The organism is Planomonospora corallina, from assembly GCF_042650625.1.
Lineage (GTDB): Bacteria > Actinomycetota > Actinomycetes > Streptosporangiales > Streptosporangiaceae > Planomonospora_B > Planomonospora_B corallina.
In genome coordinates this window covers 646,252-659,588 of sequence record NZ_JBHSBM010000017.1, presented here as the reverse complement: position 1 = coordinate 659,588, position 13,337 = coordinate 646,252, and the positions used below count along the sequence as shown (strand labels likewise).

13 protein-coding genes are annotated in these 13,337 nt (G+C 72.8%); all 13 read right to left on the bottom strand.

Features of this window, described 5'->3' with window-relative positions:
• Window positions 1–46: 46 nt before the first annotated feature.
• Window positions 47–415, bottom strand: a complete 369-nt coding sequence (locus tag ACFOWE_RS16180; protein WP_377288471.1) for a hypothetical protein — start codon at window positions 413–415, stop codon at window positions 47–49.
• Window positions 416–492: 77 nt separating this feature from the next.
• Window positions 493–1,725, bottom strand: a complete 1,233-nt coding sequence (gene coaBC, locus ACFOWE_RS16175) for a bifunctional phosphopantothenoylcysteine decarboxylase/phosphopantothenate--cysteine ligase CoaBC (RefSeq protein WP_377288469.1) — start codon at window positions 1,723–1,725, stop codon at window positions 493–495.
• An 8-nt stretch (window positions 1,726–1,733) separates the two neighbouring features.
• Complete coding sequence (gene rpoZ, locus ACFOWE_RS16170) at window positions 1,734–1,997, bottom strand: DNA-directed RNA polymerase subunit omega (RefSeq protein WP_377288467.1); 264 nt, start codon at window positions 1,995–1,997, stop codon at window positions 1,734–1,736.
• Window positions 1,998–2,016: 19 nt separating this feature from the next.
• Entirely contained in the window at window positions 2,017–2,589 is a 573-nt protein-coding gene (gene gmk / locus ACFOWE_RS16165) for a guanylate kinase (RefSeq protein WP_377289156.1), read from the bottom strand.
• Window positions 2,590–2,805: 216 nt separating this feature from the next.
• Window positions 2,806–3,129 (bottom strand): integration host factor, actinobacterial type, encoded by a 324-nt coding sequence (gene mihF, locus ACFOWE_RS16160; RefSeq protein WP_377288466.1) that lies wholly within the window; start codon window positions 3,127–3,129, stop codon window positions 2,806–2,808.
• 187 nt (window positions 3,130–3,316) lie between these two features.
• On the bottom strand, window positions 3,317–4,039 hold the full coding sequence (pyrF, locus tag ACFOWE_RS16155) for an orotidine-5'-phosphate decarboxylase (protein ID WP_377288464.1): 723 nt from the start codon (window positions 4,037–4,039) through the stop codon (window positions 3,317–3,319).
• Window positions 4,036–5,010, bottom strand: coding sequence for a dihydroorotate dehydrogenase (locus tag ACFOWE_RS16150; protein ID WP_377288462.1), 975 nt, complete (start codon window positions 5,008–5,010; stop codon window positions 4,036–4,038). The genes pyrF and ACFOWE_RS16150 overlap by 4 nt, the downstream gene beginning before the upstream one ends.
• Window positions 5,000–5,875 carry a dihydroorotate dehydrogenase electron transfer subunit gene (locus ACFOWE_RS16145; RefSeq protein ID WP_377288460.1) on the bottom strand — a complete coding sequence of 292 codons (876 nt, stop codon included), beginning with the start codon at window positions 5,873–5,875 and terminating at the stop codon, window positions 5,000–5,002. The genes ACFOWE_RS16150 and ACFOWE_RS16145 overlap by 11 nt, the downstream gene beginning before the upstream one ends.
• Window positions 5,876–5,890: 15 nt before the next feature.
• Complete coding sequence (gene carB, locus ACFOWE_RS16140; RefSeq protein ID WP_377288458.1) at window positions 5,891–9,199, bottom strand: carbamoyl-phosphate synthase large subunit; 3,309 nt, start codon at window positions 9,197–9,199, stop codon at window positions 5,891–5,893.
• Window positions 9,192–10,388, bottom strand: coding sequence for a glutamine-hydrolyzing carbamoyl-phosphate synthase small subunit (gene carA / locus ACFOWE_RS16135; protein ID WP_377289154.1), 1,197 nt, complete (start codon window positions 10,386–10,388; stop codon window positions 9,192–9,194). The genes carB and carA overlap by 8 nt, the downstream gene beginning before the upstream one ends.
• Before the next feature lie 132 nt (window positions 10,389–10,520).
• The gene (locus tag ACFOWE_RS16130) at window positions 10,521–11,813 is read right to left on the bottom strand and encodes a dihydroorotase (RefSeq protein WP_377288456.1); all 1,293 of its coding nucleotides are present in this window, start codon (window positions 11,811–11,813) and stop codon (window positions 10,521–10,523) included.
• The gene (locus tag ACFOWE_RS16125) at window positions 11,810–12,742 is read right to left on the bottom strand and encodes an aspartate carbamoyltransferase catalytic subunit (protein ID WP_377288455.1); all 933 of its coding nucleotides are present in this window, start codon (window positions 12,740–12,742) and stop codon (window positions 11,810–11,812) included. The genes ACFOWE_RS16130 and ACFOWE_RS16125 overlap by 4 nt, the downstream gene beginning before the upstream one ends.
• Window positions 12,739–13,326 carry a bifunctional pyr operon transcriptional regulator/uracil phosphoribosyltransferase PyrR gene (pyrR, locus tag ACFOWE_RS16120; RefSeq protein ID WP_377288453.1) on the bottom strand — a complete coding sequence of 196 codons (588 nt, stop codon included), beginning with the start codon at window positions 13,324–13,326 and terminating at the stop codon, window positions 12,739–12,741. Before pyrR ends, ACFOWE_RS16125 begins: the two co-directional genes overlap by 4 nt.
• Window positions 13,327–13,337: the final 11 nt, after the last annotated feature.

Here is a 13,337-nt window from a genome sequence, read left to right as displayed (position 1 = left end):
CGGGGTCACAGTCCGGGCGCCGGGGCCACAGGTCCGGGAGCCGGGGTCACAGGTCCGGGAGCGGGTCGGGCGGGAGCGTCTCGGGGGCGAAGACCTCGGCGTCGGCGGCGTGGACCACCGCGGCGTACTCCTCGTCGATCCGGAAGACCGTGCCGCCGAGCTCGATGGCCGCGCCCGCGGCGAACTCCACCGGGCCGATCCGGGTCCGCCGGTCGTGGGTGGAGTGGATCGCGGTCGGAACGTTCCGGTCGAAGAAGGTGGTCGACAGCACGTGGACCGCCCGGTCGGTGACGACGATCAGGAAGGCCGCCGTGCCCGGCGGGCCCACCGAGAGCGCGGGCAGGACGTAGCGGATGTCCTGCCCTTCAGGGAGCAGCGCGCGGCAGCGCGCCCTGACGGCGGCCGGCACGGGCATGTCGGATCCTCCCTGGCACGGCGTTCCGGGTCGCTTCCGACGCAGTATCCGCCGCCGGACGATCTCCGGCAAGCGGATCAGGGAAGCCGTGCGGCCACGAGGTCCCAGACCACGTCGGCCAGGTCCTCCTTGGGCCCGCGCGGGATCTCCACCGGCTCGCCGTCCGCGGCCAGGACCACCGCGGCGTTGTCGGGGGTGCCGAAGGCGAGGTTCTCGCCCACCTGGTTGACGACCAGCAGGTCGCAGCCCTTGCGGGCGAGCTTGGCCCGCCCGTTGGCCAGCACGTCGTCGGTCTCCGCGGCGAACCCCACGATCACCGCCGGGCACGGCTTGCCGCCCTCGCGGCGGCGCTCGCCCAGCTCCGCGAGGATGTCGGGGTTCTTCACCAGGTGGATCGCGTCGGGCTCGGCCGAGGTCTTCTTGATCTTCGAGTCGCTCCGCGCCGCGGGCCGGAAGTCGGCCACGGCCGCGGCCATGACCACGGCGTCGGCGTCGGCGGCCGCCTCCAGCACGGCCTCGCGCAACTGGAGGGCGGACTCGACGCCGACCACCGTGACCCCGGCGGGGCCGGGCAGCGCGACGTTGGCGGCGACCAGCGTGACGCGGGCGCCCCGGGCGGCGGCCGTACGGGCCAGGGCGTGGCCCTGCAGGCCCGAGGAGCGGTTGCCGATGAAGCGGACCGGGTCGATGGCCTCGCGGGTGCCTCCGGCGGAGACGACCACGTGGCGGCCGGCCAGGTCGAGGGCGCGGCCGGCCAGGACCCGGCGGCAGACCTCGAAGATCTGCACGGGGTCGGGCAGGCGCCCGCGGCCGGTGTCGGCTCCGGTGAGGCGGCCCACGGCCGGGTCGAGGACGAGCGCGCCGCGCTCGCGCAGGGTCGCCACGTTCGCCCGGGTCGCCGGGTGCTCCCACATCTCGGTGTGCATGGCGGGAGCGAAGACCACCGGGCAGCGCGCGGTGAGCAGGGTGTTGGTCAGCAGGTCGCCGGCCAGTCCGTGCGCGGCCTTCGCCAGCACGTCGGCGGTGGCGGGGGCCACCACCACCAGATCGGCGCCCTGGCCGATCCGGACGTGCGGCACCTCGTGCACGGAGTCCCAGACGTCGACGGTCACCGGGTTCCCGGAGAGGGCGGCCCAGGTGGGCTCGCCGACGAAGCGGAGCGCCTCACGGGTCGGGACCACGCGGACGTCGTGGCCGGACTCGGTGAACAGGCGGAGCAGCTCGCACGCCTTGTAGGCGGCGATGCCGGCGCTCACCCCGAGGACGACGCTCGGCCGGGTACGCGGGTGGTCGCCGGGCCCTGCCATCATCGGGGGTCTCAGCCCTCGATGGGCTCGGCGGTGAGAAGGCCCTCGCTGACCTCGCGGAGCGCGATGGACAGCGGCTTCTCCTGCGCGTGGGTCTCCACCAGCGGGCCGACGTACTCCAGCAGGCCCTCGCCGAGCTGGGAGTAGTAGGCGTTGATCTGGCGGGCGCGCTTGGAGGCGAAGATCACGAGGCTGTACTTGCTGTCGACGACTTCGAGCAGCGAGTCGATCGGCGGGTGGGTGATGCCTTCGGCATGGGTGGCGTTGGTCGGCACGTCGGTGTCTTCCCCTGGCTCAGCTCGGTGGGCATCCGGGGCTGCGACCCCCGGAAGCATCAGCCATCAAGGTTATCAGCCGACGGCACACATCCTGGACGGACGTGTTCACCAGCGTGATGTCGAACTCCTTCTCCGCCGCCATCTCCACCCGGCCGGCGGCCAGGCGGCGGGCGATGACGTCCTCCGGCTCGGTGCCCCGGCCGCGCAGGCGCTTCTCCAGCTCCTCCCAGGTCGGCGGGGCGAGGAAGACCAGCAGCGCCTCCGGCATGGTCGCGCGGACCTGCCGGGCGCCCTGGAGGTCGATCTCCAGGAGCGCGGGGACGCCGGCGGCGAGCTTCTCCTCGAGGGGCGCGCGCGGAGTCCCGTACCGGTTGCCGGCGAACTCCGCCCACTCCAGCAGGCCTCCGGAGGCGACGAGGCGGTCGAACTCCGCCTCGTCGGCGAAGAAGTACTCCACCCCGTGGGTCTCCCCGGGGCGGGGCTTCCTGGTGGTCACCGAGACCGACAGCCACACCTCGGGGTGTGCCCGCCGGAGCTCGGCGACGACCGTGGACTTGCCGACGCCCGAGGGTCCGGACAGGACCGTCAGGCGGTTGCCGGTCCGCCCGGCGGGGGCGTGCGCCCCCGACGGGTCCCCGGCCGGGGGCGTGGAGCCGCCGGATCCGCTCGCCGCGGTCTCATCCGGGGCCCGGCCTTCGCCGGGCCACGGTGCTCCGGTCGACGTTCCGACCACTCCAGACCCCCCGTGATGCCGTCTCCCCGCCTGGGCGGGGTGAGCGTGTTGTGCGTGGAACCGAGACTAGTCCTAGCCCTCGGCTCCGCCGAACTCACGCTCCAGGGCGGCGCGCTGGTTGGCGCCGAGACCCCGCACGCGGCGGGACTCCGCGATGCCCAGCTTCTCCATGAGCTGCTTGGCGCGGACCTTGCCCACGCCGGGGAGCGACTCCAGGAGAGCGGAGACCTTCATCTTGCCGATGACGTCATCGGCCTGCCCGTCCTTGAGAACCTCAGCCAGAGAGACTTCACCGCGCTTGAGGCGGTTCTTGACCTCGGCACGCTCTCGACGGGCCTTGGCAGCCTTCTCCAGGGCTGCGGCGCGCTGCTCAGGGGTAAGGGGAGGAAGAGCCACGCCGGGTCACCTCGAATTTCCTGTCGATGTACTCGGACGGGAAGGGAAACTAGCTGGTCATCGCGATCCAAGCAACGTCAACCCCGGTTTCTCCGTCCAGAAAACGCTCTTCTTCACCCTCTGTAGTCGGAATATCGCTCATCGTCGGTCAAATGACGTCCTGCCCGGTGTTTTTTGGCGACGAAGATCACACGCTTCTTCCGGCGGTCCCGACGGTTCCGGCGATCCGGCGGAGCGCCGCGGCGATGCCCGCGGCCGCGGCGCCGGGGTCCGCCGCCCCCGTGATCGGCCGCCCGATCACCAACAGGTCGGCCCCGTCGGCGAGCGCCCGCTCGGGCGTCGCCACCCGCGCCTGGTCCTGGGTGTCGGCGCCCGCGGGGCGCACCCCGGGGGTGATGAGGGTGATGTCCGGCCCGACCTCCGAGCGCACCGCGGCCACCTCCTGGGGCGAGCAGACCAGGGCCCGGGCACCGGCCTCGACGGCCAGGAGCGCCAGACGGCGCACGGCGTCGCCGGGGGGACCGGCGATCCCGGCCCGCTCGAGATCGGCCTCCGACAGCGACGTGAGCACCGTCACGGCCGCGATCCGCGTCGCGGGCGCGGCCTCCACCGCCGCCCGGACCATCGCGGGCCCGCCGGCCGCGTGGACCGTCAGGATGGCGGGCTTGAGCCGCGCCACCGACCGCGCCGCGCCCGCCACGGTGTTCGGGATGTCGTGCAGCTTCAGGTCGAGGAAGACCTGCACCCCGCTCGCCCCCCGCACCGAGGCGACGACGTCCGGGCCGTAGCGCAGGTAGAGCTCCAGCCCGATCTTGACGGTGCTGACGTGCGGAGTCACCAGGCTCGCCCAGCGGGCCGCGGTCTCCAGGTCGGGCGCGTCCAGGGCGACGGCGATGGGTGCGGGGATCACAGCGGGCTCTCCTCGAAGTCCGTACGGTGCCGGGTGGTCGCCCCCGGCGGGCGGTGGGCCAGGCCGACGGCGTCGGCCAGCCGGTTGAACCCCCGCGCGGCCAGCAGTTCCTCCAGTTCGCGCAGGACGCGCAGGCCGGCGAAGGGGTCGTTGAACAGCGCGGTGCCCACGGCGACGACGCAGGCGCCGGCCAGGACGAACTCGAAGGCGTCCCTGCCGGTCAGCACGCCGCCCATGCCGATGATGGGCACGCTGGGCAGCGCCGCGTGGACCTGCCAGACGCAGCGTACGGCCAGCGGCCGGATCGCCGGCCCCGACAGGCCGCCGGTGACCGCGGCGAGCGAGGGACGCATGGTCTCGGTGTCGATGCTCATGCCCAGCGGATTGTTGATCATCGACAGGGCGTCGGCGCCGCCGTCCACGCACGCGCGGGCGACGCTCACCACGTCCAGCGCGTCCGGCGAGAGCTTGGCGACCACCGGCACGTCGTAGCGCATCACCGAGCGCACCGAGGCGATCACCTCCGCCGCGGCGGCGCCGTCCCGGGCGAAGATCCGCCCCCGGTCCTCGATGTTGGGGCACGAGAGGTTGACCTCCACCGCGGTCACCCCGGGCGCGTCGGTGAGCCTGCGGGCCAGCGCGGTGTACTCGGCCACGGTGCCGCCGCCGATGGAGACCACGGCCGGGATGTTGCGCTGGGCCAGCCAGGGCAGCTCCCGCGCCAGGAACGCGTCCACGCCGGGCCCCTGCAGGCCGACGGCCGACAGCAGCCCCGACGGCGTCTCCGCCATCCGGGGCGTCGGCCGGCCCGCCCTCGGGGCCATCGTGATCGACCGGGTGGTCACCGCCCCGAGCCGGCCCGGATCGAAGAACTGGGCGAGCTCCGCGCCGGAGGCCGCGCACCCGGCGGCGGTGGTGATCGGGTTGGCCAGCTCCACGTGCCCGAGGTAGGTGCGCATGTCAACCGGCATGCCGCGTTCCTCCGCCGGGCGCCCCGAGCGCGTCGAAGGGGATCGTGCCCACGTCGTCGAAGCGCACCCGCTCCCCCCGGAAGACCGGCCCCTCGACGCAGGCCCGCACCATCCGGGTGACGCCGTCGTCGCCGATCACCGGGAGCACGCACGTCATGCACACCCCGATCCCGCAGGCCATGCGCTCCTCCACGGCCACCTGGACCGGGATGTCGAACTCGACCGCCACCGCGGTGACCCCGCGCAGCGTCTCCATCGGGCCGCAGGCGTAGACCACGTCGGCCCGGACGTCGGCGATCACACCGGGCAGCACGTCGGTCACCCGGCCCCGCATGCCGAGCGAGCCGTCCTCGGTGGTGAGCGTGGTCGTCTCCCCCATCCGGCGGGCGCGCAGCGCGCCGAAGACCCGGTCGGCCGAGGCCGCGCCGAGCACGAAGTCGACCCGGCAGCCGCGCCGCTGCAGGGCGTCGGCCACCGCGAAGAGCGTCGCGGAGCCGTACTCGGCGCCGACCAGGACGCACGTCACCGGGTCCCTCGGCAGCGGGAACGGGCGGCCGAGCGGGCCGACCAGGTCCAGCGTGTCGCGGGCGCGGCGCTCGGCCAGCCAGGCCGTGCCGGGGCCGCGCACGGTGAAGACGAGCTCCACCGTGCCGCCGTAGTCGGGTTTGACGTCGTGGACGGAGAGGGCGCGCCGGGTCAGCAGCGACGTGTCCGGCCCGCCGACGGCCACTCCCACGAAGTGGCCGGGGCGGAACCGCTCGACGATGCCGGGCGCGACCACGGTCAGCGCGTGATAGGCGTCGACCCGGCGCGTCGTCAGCACCGTTCCTGTGACCTGTACCGGAGTGACAGGCGTCTCCCTCACCTCCCGCTCAGGGCATCATCCCCGCAGTCTCTGGGCGTGCTCCTGGAGGGACCGTACGCCGATGTCGCCGCGGACGATGGCCTGAATGCCCTGAACGGCCGCGGCGAGTCCCTGGACGGTCGTGATGCAGGGGATGCCCCGCAGCACGGCCGCGGTGCGGATCTCGTAGCCGTCCAGCCGCGGCCCGGACTGCCCGGGGCTGCCGAAGGGCGTGTTCACGATGAGATCCACCTCGCCGTCCAGGATCCGCCGGCCGATCGTCGGCTCGCCGCCGGGCCCCGTCCCGTCGCTCTGCTTTCGCACGATCTTGGCATGGACGCCGTTGCGGCGCAGCACCTCCGCGGTTCCCTCGGTGGCCAGGATCTCGAAGCCGAGGTCCGCCAGCGCCTTCACCGGGAAGATCATGGCCCGCTTGTCCCGGTTCGCGACGGAGACGAAGGCCCGGCCCTTGGTCGGCAGCGAGCCGTAGGCCGCCGCCTGCGACTTGGCGTAGGCGGTGCCGAAGAACGCGTCGACGCCCATGACCTCGCCGGTGGAGCGCATCTCCGGCCCCAGCACGGTGTCGACGGAGTCGTCCACGCTGCGGATGAAGCGGTTGAACGGCAGCACCGCCTCCTTGACCGCGATCGGCGCGTCCAGCGGCATGGTGCCGCCGTCGCCCTCGGCCGGGAGCGTGCCCTCGGCGCGCAGCTGCGCGACGGTCGCGCCCATCATCACCCGGGCCGCCGCCTTGGCCAGCGGGACCGCCGTGGCCTTGGAGACGAACGGCACGGTACGGCTGGCCCGCGGGTTGGCCTCCAGCACGTAGAGGATGCCGGCGGACATGGCGTACTGGACGTTGAGCAGGCCGCGCACGCCCACCCCGCGCGCGATGGCCTCGGTGGCCGCGCGGATGCGCTTGATGTCGTAGCTGCCGAGCGTCATCGGGGGCAGCGAGCACGCCGAGTCGCCGGAGTGGATGCCGGCCTCCTCGATGTGCTCCATCACGCCGCCGAGGTACAGCTCCTCGCCGTCGAAGAGCGCGTCCACGTCGATCTCGACGGCCTCGTCGAGGAACTTGTCCACCAGCACCGGGTGGTCGCTCGCCGCGCCCGCCTTGGCCATGTAGGTGGTCAGGGTGTCGTCGTCGTAGACGATGGCCATGCCGGCGCCGCCCAGCACGTAGCTCGGGCGGACCAGCACCGGGTAGCCGATCTCCGCGGCGATCTCCAGCGCCTCGGCCTCGGTCGTCGCGGTGCCGTGCTTGGGCGCGGGGAGCCCGGCCTCGGCGAGCACGCGGCCGAACGCGCCGCGCTCCTCGGCCAGGTGGATCGACTCCGGCGAGGTGCCGACGATCGGCACGCCCGCGTCCTTGAGCGCCTGCGCCAGGCCGAGCGGGGTCTGCCCGCCGAGCTGGACGATGACGCCCGCGACCGGGCCGGTCTGCTGCTCGGCGTGGACGACCTCCAGCACGTCCTCCAGGGTGAGCGGCTCGAAGTAGAGCCGGTCGGAGGTGTCGTAGTCGGTGGAGACGGTCTCGGGGTTGCAGTTGACCATGACGGTCTCGTAGCCGGCCGCCGACAGCTCGAAGGAGGCGTGCACGCACGCGTAGTCGAACTCGATGCCCTGGCCGATCCGGTTGGGGCCGGAGCCGAGGATGATGACCTTCTGCCGGTCGCCGTACGGGACCTCGGTCTCCTCGTCGTAGGTGGAGTACAGGTACGGCGTGCGGGCGGCGAACTCGGCGGCGCAGGTGTCGACGGTGTTGTAGACCGGGCGGACCCCCAGCGCGTGGCGCAGGTCGCGCACGCGCGCCTCGTCCATGCCCCGGAGCTCGCCGATCTGCGCGTCGGAGAAGCCGTACCGCTTGGCCCGCTCCAGCACGGCGGCGTCGAGCTGGGCCGCCTCGCGCACCTCGGCCGCGATCTCGTCGATCGCCATGAGCTGGTCCAGGAACCACGGGTCGACGGAGGTGGCCTCGTACAGCTCCTCGGCGGTGGCGCCGGCCCGGATCGCCTGCTGCATGGTGCGCAGCCGGCCGTCGTGCGGGGCGCGGCAGGCGGCCAGCAGCTCGTCCTTGCCGCCCGGCTCGCCCGCCCAGGAGAAGGAGGCGCCCTTCTTCTCCAGCGAGCGCAGCGCCTTCTGCAGCGCCTCGGGGAAGGACCGGCCGATGGCCATGGCCTCGCCGACCGACTTCATGTGGGTGGTCAGCGTCGTGTCGGCGCCGGCAAACTTCTCGAAGGCGAAGCGCGGCACCTTGACCACGATGTAGTCGAGCGTGGGCTCGAACGACGCCGGGGTCTCCTTGGTGATGTCGTTGGGGATCTCGTCGAGCGTGTAGCCGATGGCGAGCTTGGCGGCGATCTTGGCGATCGGGAAGCCGGTGGCCTTGGACGCCAGCGCCGACGAGCGCGACACCCGCGGGTTCATCTCGATGACGATCATGCGGCCGGTCCGCGGGTTCACCGCGAACTGGATGTTGCAGCCGCCGGTGTCCACGCCGACCTCGCGGATGACCGCGATGGCGACGTCGCGCATGTTCTGGTACTCGCGGTCGGTGAGGGTCAGCGCGGGGGCCACGGTGACGCTGTCGCCGGTGTGCACGCCCATCGGGTCGATGTTCTCGATGGAGCAGACGATGACGACGTTGTCGGCCCTGTCGCGCATGACCTCCAGCTCGTACTCCTTCCAGCCGAGGATCGACTCCTCCAGGAGCACCTCGGTGGTCGGCGAGGCGTCGAGGCCCGCGCCGGCGATGCGGCGCAGGTCGTCCTCGTCGTGGGCGAAGCCGGAGCCGACGCCGCCCATGGTGAAGGAGGGCCGCACGACCAGCGGGTAGCCGAGCTGCCCGGCCGCGGCCAGGCACTCGTCCATGGTGTGGCAGACGACCGAGCGGGCCGACTCGGCGTTGAGGCCGTGCTCGGCGGCGACCTTGGCGACGATCTCCTTGAAGCGCTCGCGGTTCTCGCCCGCCTGGATGGCGTCCACGTCGGCGCCGATCAGCTCGACGCCGTACTTGTCGAGCACGCCCGCCTCGTGCAGGGCGATGGCGGTGTTGAGCGCCGTCTGGCCGCCCAGGGTGGGCAGCAGCGCGTCGGGGCGCTCCTTGGCGATGATCTTCTCGACGTACTCGGGGGTGATCGGCTCGACGTAGGTGGCGTCGGCGAACTCCGGGTCCGTCATGATCGTCGCGGGGTTGCTGTTGACGAGGATCACGCGGAAGCCCTCGGCGCGCAGCACGCGGCACGCCTGGGTGCCGGAGTAGTCGAACTCGCAGGCCTGCCCGATCACGATCGGCCCGGAGCCGATCACCATGACCGACCGGATGTCCGTGCGCTTAGGCATTCTTGTTCGCCTCCATGCTCATGGTCGCGCTCGGCTCCTCACTCGACCGCTCCATCAGTTCGCAGAACCGGTCGAAGAGCCCCGCGGAGTCGTGCGGGCCGGCCGCGGCCTCGGGGTGGTACTGGACGCTGAAGGCGGGCCGGTCGATCAGCCGCAGCCCCTCGACGCAGTCGTCGTTGAGGTTGACGTGAGTGACCTCCGCCCGGCCGTACGGCGTGTCGAACGGCCCGTCCAGCGGGGCCTGCACGGCGAAGCCGTGGTTGTGCGCGGAGATCTCGACCCGGCCGGTCCGCCGGTCCTGGACCGGCTGGTTGACCCCCCGGTGCCCGTAGCGCAGCTTGTAGGTTCCCAGGCCCAGGGCCCGGCCGAAGATCTGGTTGCCGAAGCAGATGCCGAAGAACGGCTTGCCGGCCTCCAGAACGCCGCGCAGCGCCTCGACGGGGCCGGCGGCGGTGGCCGGGTCGCCGGGGCCGTTGGAGAAGAACACCCCGTCGGGGCCGAGGGCGAGGATGTCGGCGGCGGTGGCGGTGGCGGGCAGGACGTGCACCTCGCAGCCCCTCTCGGCCATCCGGTGCGGGGTCATGGCCTTGATGCCCAGGTCCACCGCGACGACGGTGTACTTCTTGGGCCCGATCGCCGGCACCGTGTACGGCTCGGCGCAGGAGACCTGCTCGGCCAGGTCGGCGCCCTCCATCGCGGGGCTGCGCCGGACCCGCTCCAGGAGCTCCTCCACCGGGGCCAGGGCCCGCCCGGAGAAGATCCCGGCGCGCATGGCACCGCGCTCGCGCAGGTGGCGGGTGAGCGCGCGGGTGCCGGGGACGGCGATCCCGACGACGCCCTGGTCGGCGAGGTAGTCGTCCAGGGACCGGGTGGCGCGCCAGTTGGAGTGCAGCCGGGCGGGCTCGCGGACCACGTAGCCGGCGACCCAGACGCGCCCGGACTCGGGGTCATCGTCGTTGACTCCCGTGTTGCCGATGTGCGGGGCGGTCATCGCGACGATCTGGCGGTGGTAGGAGGGGTCGGTGAGGGTCTCCTGGTAGCCGGTCATCCCGGTGTTGAAGACCATCTCGCCGAAGGTCTCGCCCTCGGCGCCGTACGGGGTTCCGTGGAAGACGCGCCCGTCCTCCAGCACGAGGACCGCGGCCCGCGCGCCGTCTGCTTCCGCCCGGGCGCCGGTCCGCTCGTTCAGCTCAGTCACAGAGCATCCCACTCATCTCAGTCATTGGTGATGAAAGTATGAAATATCCGACGCAGGGATGCGGAGCGTCTCCACGATGTGGGACGCCCCGCGGACCCCGCGCGGGCGGACGGAGCGCGACCGTCACGCGAGCTTGCCGTCGAGGACGGTCGGGCGGCCCCGCAGGAAGGTGGCGACGACCCGGCCGGGCAGCGTGCGCCCCTCGTAGGGGGTGTTGCGGCTCCTGGAGGCGTAGCCGGACGGGTCCACCGGCGTGCGCACCGAGGGGTCGTAGAGGGTGATGTTGGCCGGGGAGCCGGCCTCCAGCGGCCGGCCGTGGCCGGGCAGCCGCCCGATCCGGGCCGGGGCGTACGACATGCGCTCGGCCACGCCCGCCCAGTCGAGCAGGCCGGTCTCCACCATCGCCTCCTGGACCACCGACAGGGCCGTCTCCAGGCCGATCATGCCCATCGCCGCGGCGGCCCACTCGGTCTCCTTGTCCTCGACCGGGTGGGGGGCGTGGTCGGTGGCGACCACGTCGATCGTGCCGTCGGCCAGGGCCTCGCGCAGCGCCTCGACGTCGGCGCGGGTGCGCAGCGGCGGGTTGACCTTGTAGATCGGGTTGTAGGCCCCGAGCGGGGAGTCCTCGACGAGGTCGTCGGTGAGCAGCAGGTGGTGCGGGGTCACCTCGGCGGTGACGTTCCAGCCCTTGGACTTGGCCCAGCGGATGATCTCCACCGAGCCCGCCGTGGAGACGTGGCAGACGTGCAGGCGGGAGCCCACGTGCGCGGCGAGCAGGCAGTCGCGGGCGATGATCGCCTCCTCGGCGACCGCGGGCCAGCCGGTCAGGCCGAGCCTGCCGGAGACCGCGCCCTCGTTCATCTGCGCGCCGTCGGTCAGGCGCGGCTCCTGGGCGTGCTGGGCGACGACGCCGTCGAAGGCCTTGACGTACTCCAGGGCGCGGCGCATGAGCACCGCGTCGGAGACGCACTTGCCGTCGTCGGAGAAGACCCTGACCCGGGCCGCGGAGTCCGCCATCGCGCCGAGCTCGGCCAGGCGCTCGCCGCCGAGCCCCTCGGTGACCGCGCCGACCGGCTGCACGTCGCAGTGGCCTGCCGCCAGGCCCAGCCGCCAGACCTGCTCGACGACGCCGGCGGTGTCGGCGACCGGGGAGGTGTTGGCCATGGCGTGCACGGCGGTGAAGCCGCCCAGGGCCGCGGCGCGGGTGCCGGTCTCGACGGTCTCGGCGTCCTCGCGGCCGGGCTCGCGCAGATGGGTGTGGAGGTCGACCAGGCCGGGCAGGGCGACCAGGCCGTCGGCGTCCACGGTCTCGTCGCCGGTCAGCCCGTGGCCGACCTCGGCGATGGCGCCGCCGTCGATGAGGATGTCGGCGGGCTCGCCGCCGAGGATCCGCGCGCCCTTGATGACGATGCTCACTGGTCTTCTCCCCCGAGGTTGGCGCCGCCGAGCAGCAGGTACAGAACGGCCATGCGAGTGGTCACCCCGTTGGCGACCTGCTCGACGATCGTCGAGCGCGGCGAGTCGGCCACCTCCGCCGCGATCTCCATGCCCCGGTTCATCGGCCCGGGGTGCATCACGAGGGCGTCGTCGTGCATCTTGGCGACGCGGTCGCGGTCGAGTCCGTAGCGGCGGCTGTACTCCCGCTCGGTGGGGAAGAACGCGGCGTTCATCCGCTCGCGCTGCACGCGCAGCATCATCACCACGTCGGACTTGGGCAGCACCGCGTCGAGGTCGTAGGAGACCGCGCACGGCCAGGAGCCGACGCTCACCGGGAGCAGGGTCGGCGGGGCGACCAGCGTCACCTCGGCGCCGAGGGTGGACAGCAGCAGCACGTTCGAGCGGGCCACCCGGCTGTGCAGCACGTCGCCGACGATGGTGATCCTCCGGCCGTCCAGCGAGCCGAGGCGGCGGCGCATCGTGAAGGCGTCGAGCAGCGCCTGGGTGGGGTGCTCGTGCGTGCCGTCGCCGGCGTTGACGACGCTGCCGCGCACCCAGCCGGCCAGCCGGTGCGGCGCGCCGGAGGCGCCGTGCCGGATGACCACGGCGTCGGCGCCCATGGCCTGGAGGGTCAGCGCGGTGTCCTTGAGCGACTCCCCCTTGGAGACGCTGGAGCCCTTGGCGGAGAAGTTGATCACGTCGGCCGACAGGCGCTTGGCCGCGGCCTCGAACGAGATCCGGGTCCGGGTGGAGTCCTCGAAGAAGAGGTTGACCACCGTGCGGCCGCGCAGGGTCGGCAGCTTCTTGATGGACCGCTCCGAGATCTTCGCCAGCTCGTCGGCGGTGTCCAGGACGAGGAGGGCGTCGTCGCGGCTCAGGTCGGCCGCCGAGATGAGGTGCCGGTTCACTTCTCCCCCTCCTTCAGGAGCACGACCGCGTCGCGGCCGTCGGTCTCCTCCACGTAGACCTTGACGATCTCGGTCTTGGCGGTGGGGAGGTTCTTGCCGACGTAGTCGGCGCGGATGGGCAGCTCGCGGTGGCCCCGGTCCACCAGGGCGGCGAGCTGGACGGCGCGCGGGCGGCCCAGGTCGCCCAGGGCGTCGAGCGCGGCGCGGACGGTGCGGCCGGAGTAGAGCACGTCGTCGACCAGGACGACCGTCCGGTCGTCGACCCCCTCGGCCGGCAGCTCGGTGCGCCCGAGCGGACGGGCGGGCTTGGTGCGCAGGTCGTCGCGGTACATCGTGATGTCGAGGGAGCCGACCGGGACGGTGCGGCCCTCGAACTGCCGGATGTGCTCGGCCAGGCGGCGGGCGAGATGCACCCCGCGGGTCGGGATGCCGAGCAGGACGATGCCCTCGCCACCCTTGGTGCGTTCGAGGATCTCGTGGGAGATGCGGATCAGCGCCCGGTTGATGTCGGGGCCTTCGAGGACGGCGTGCGCCACACCCGGGCCGGGGACCTGACCGCGGGCATGCGAAACGGCGTCGGCCAAAGAGAACACCA

What these genes read in the sequence shown, in the direction of transcription:
- ACFOWE_RS16180 (WP_377288471.1), bottom strand. Translation starts at nt 415, where the DNA reads ATGCCCGTGCCGGCCGCCGTCAGGGCGCGCTGCCGCGCGCTGCTCCCT.
- coaBC (WP_377288469.1), bottom strand. Translation starts at nt 1,725, where the DNA reads ATGATGGCAGGGCCCGGCGACCACCCGCGTACCCGGCCGAGCGTCGTC.
- ACFOWE_RS16150 (WP_377288462.1), bottom strand. Translation starts at nt 5,010, where the DNA reads ATGCCGGTTGACATGCGCACCTACCTCGGGCACGTGGAGCTGGCCAAC.
- carB (WP_377288458.1), bottom strand. Translation starts at nt 9,199, where the DNA reads ATGCCTAAGCGCACGGACATCCGGTCGGTCATGGTGATCGGCTCCGGG.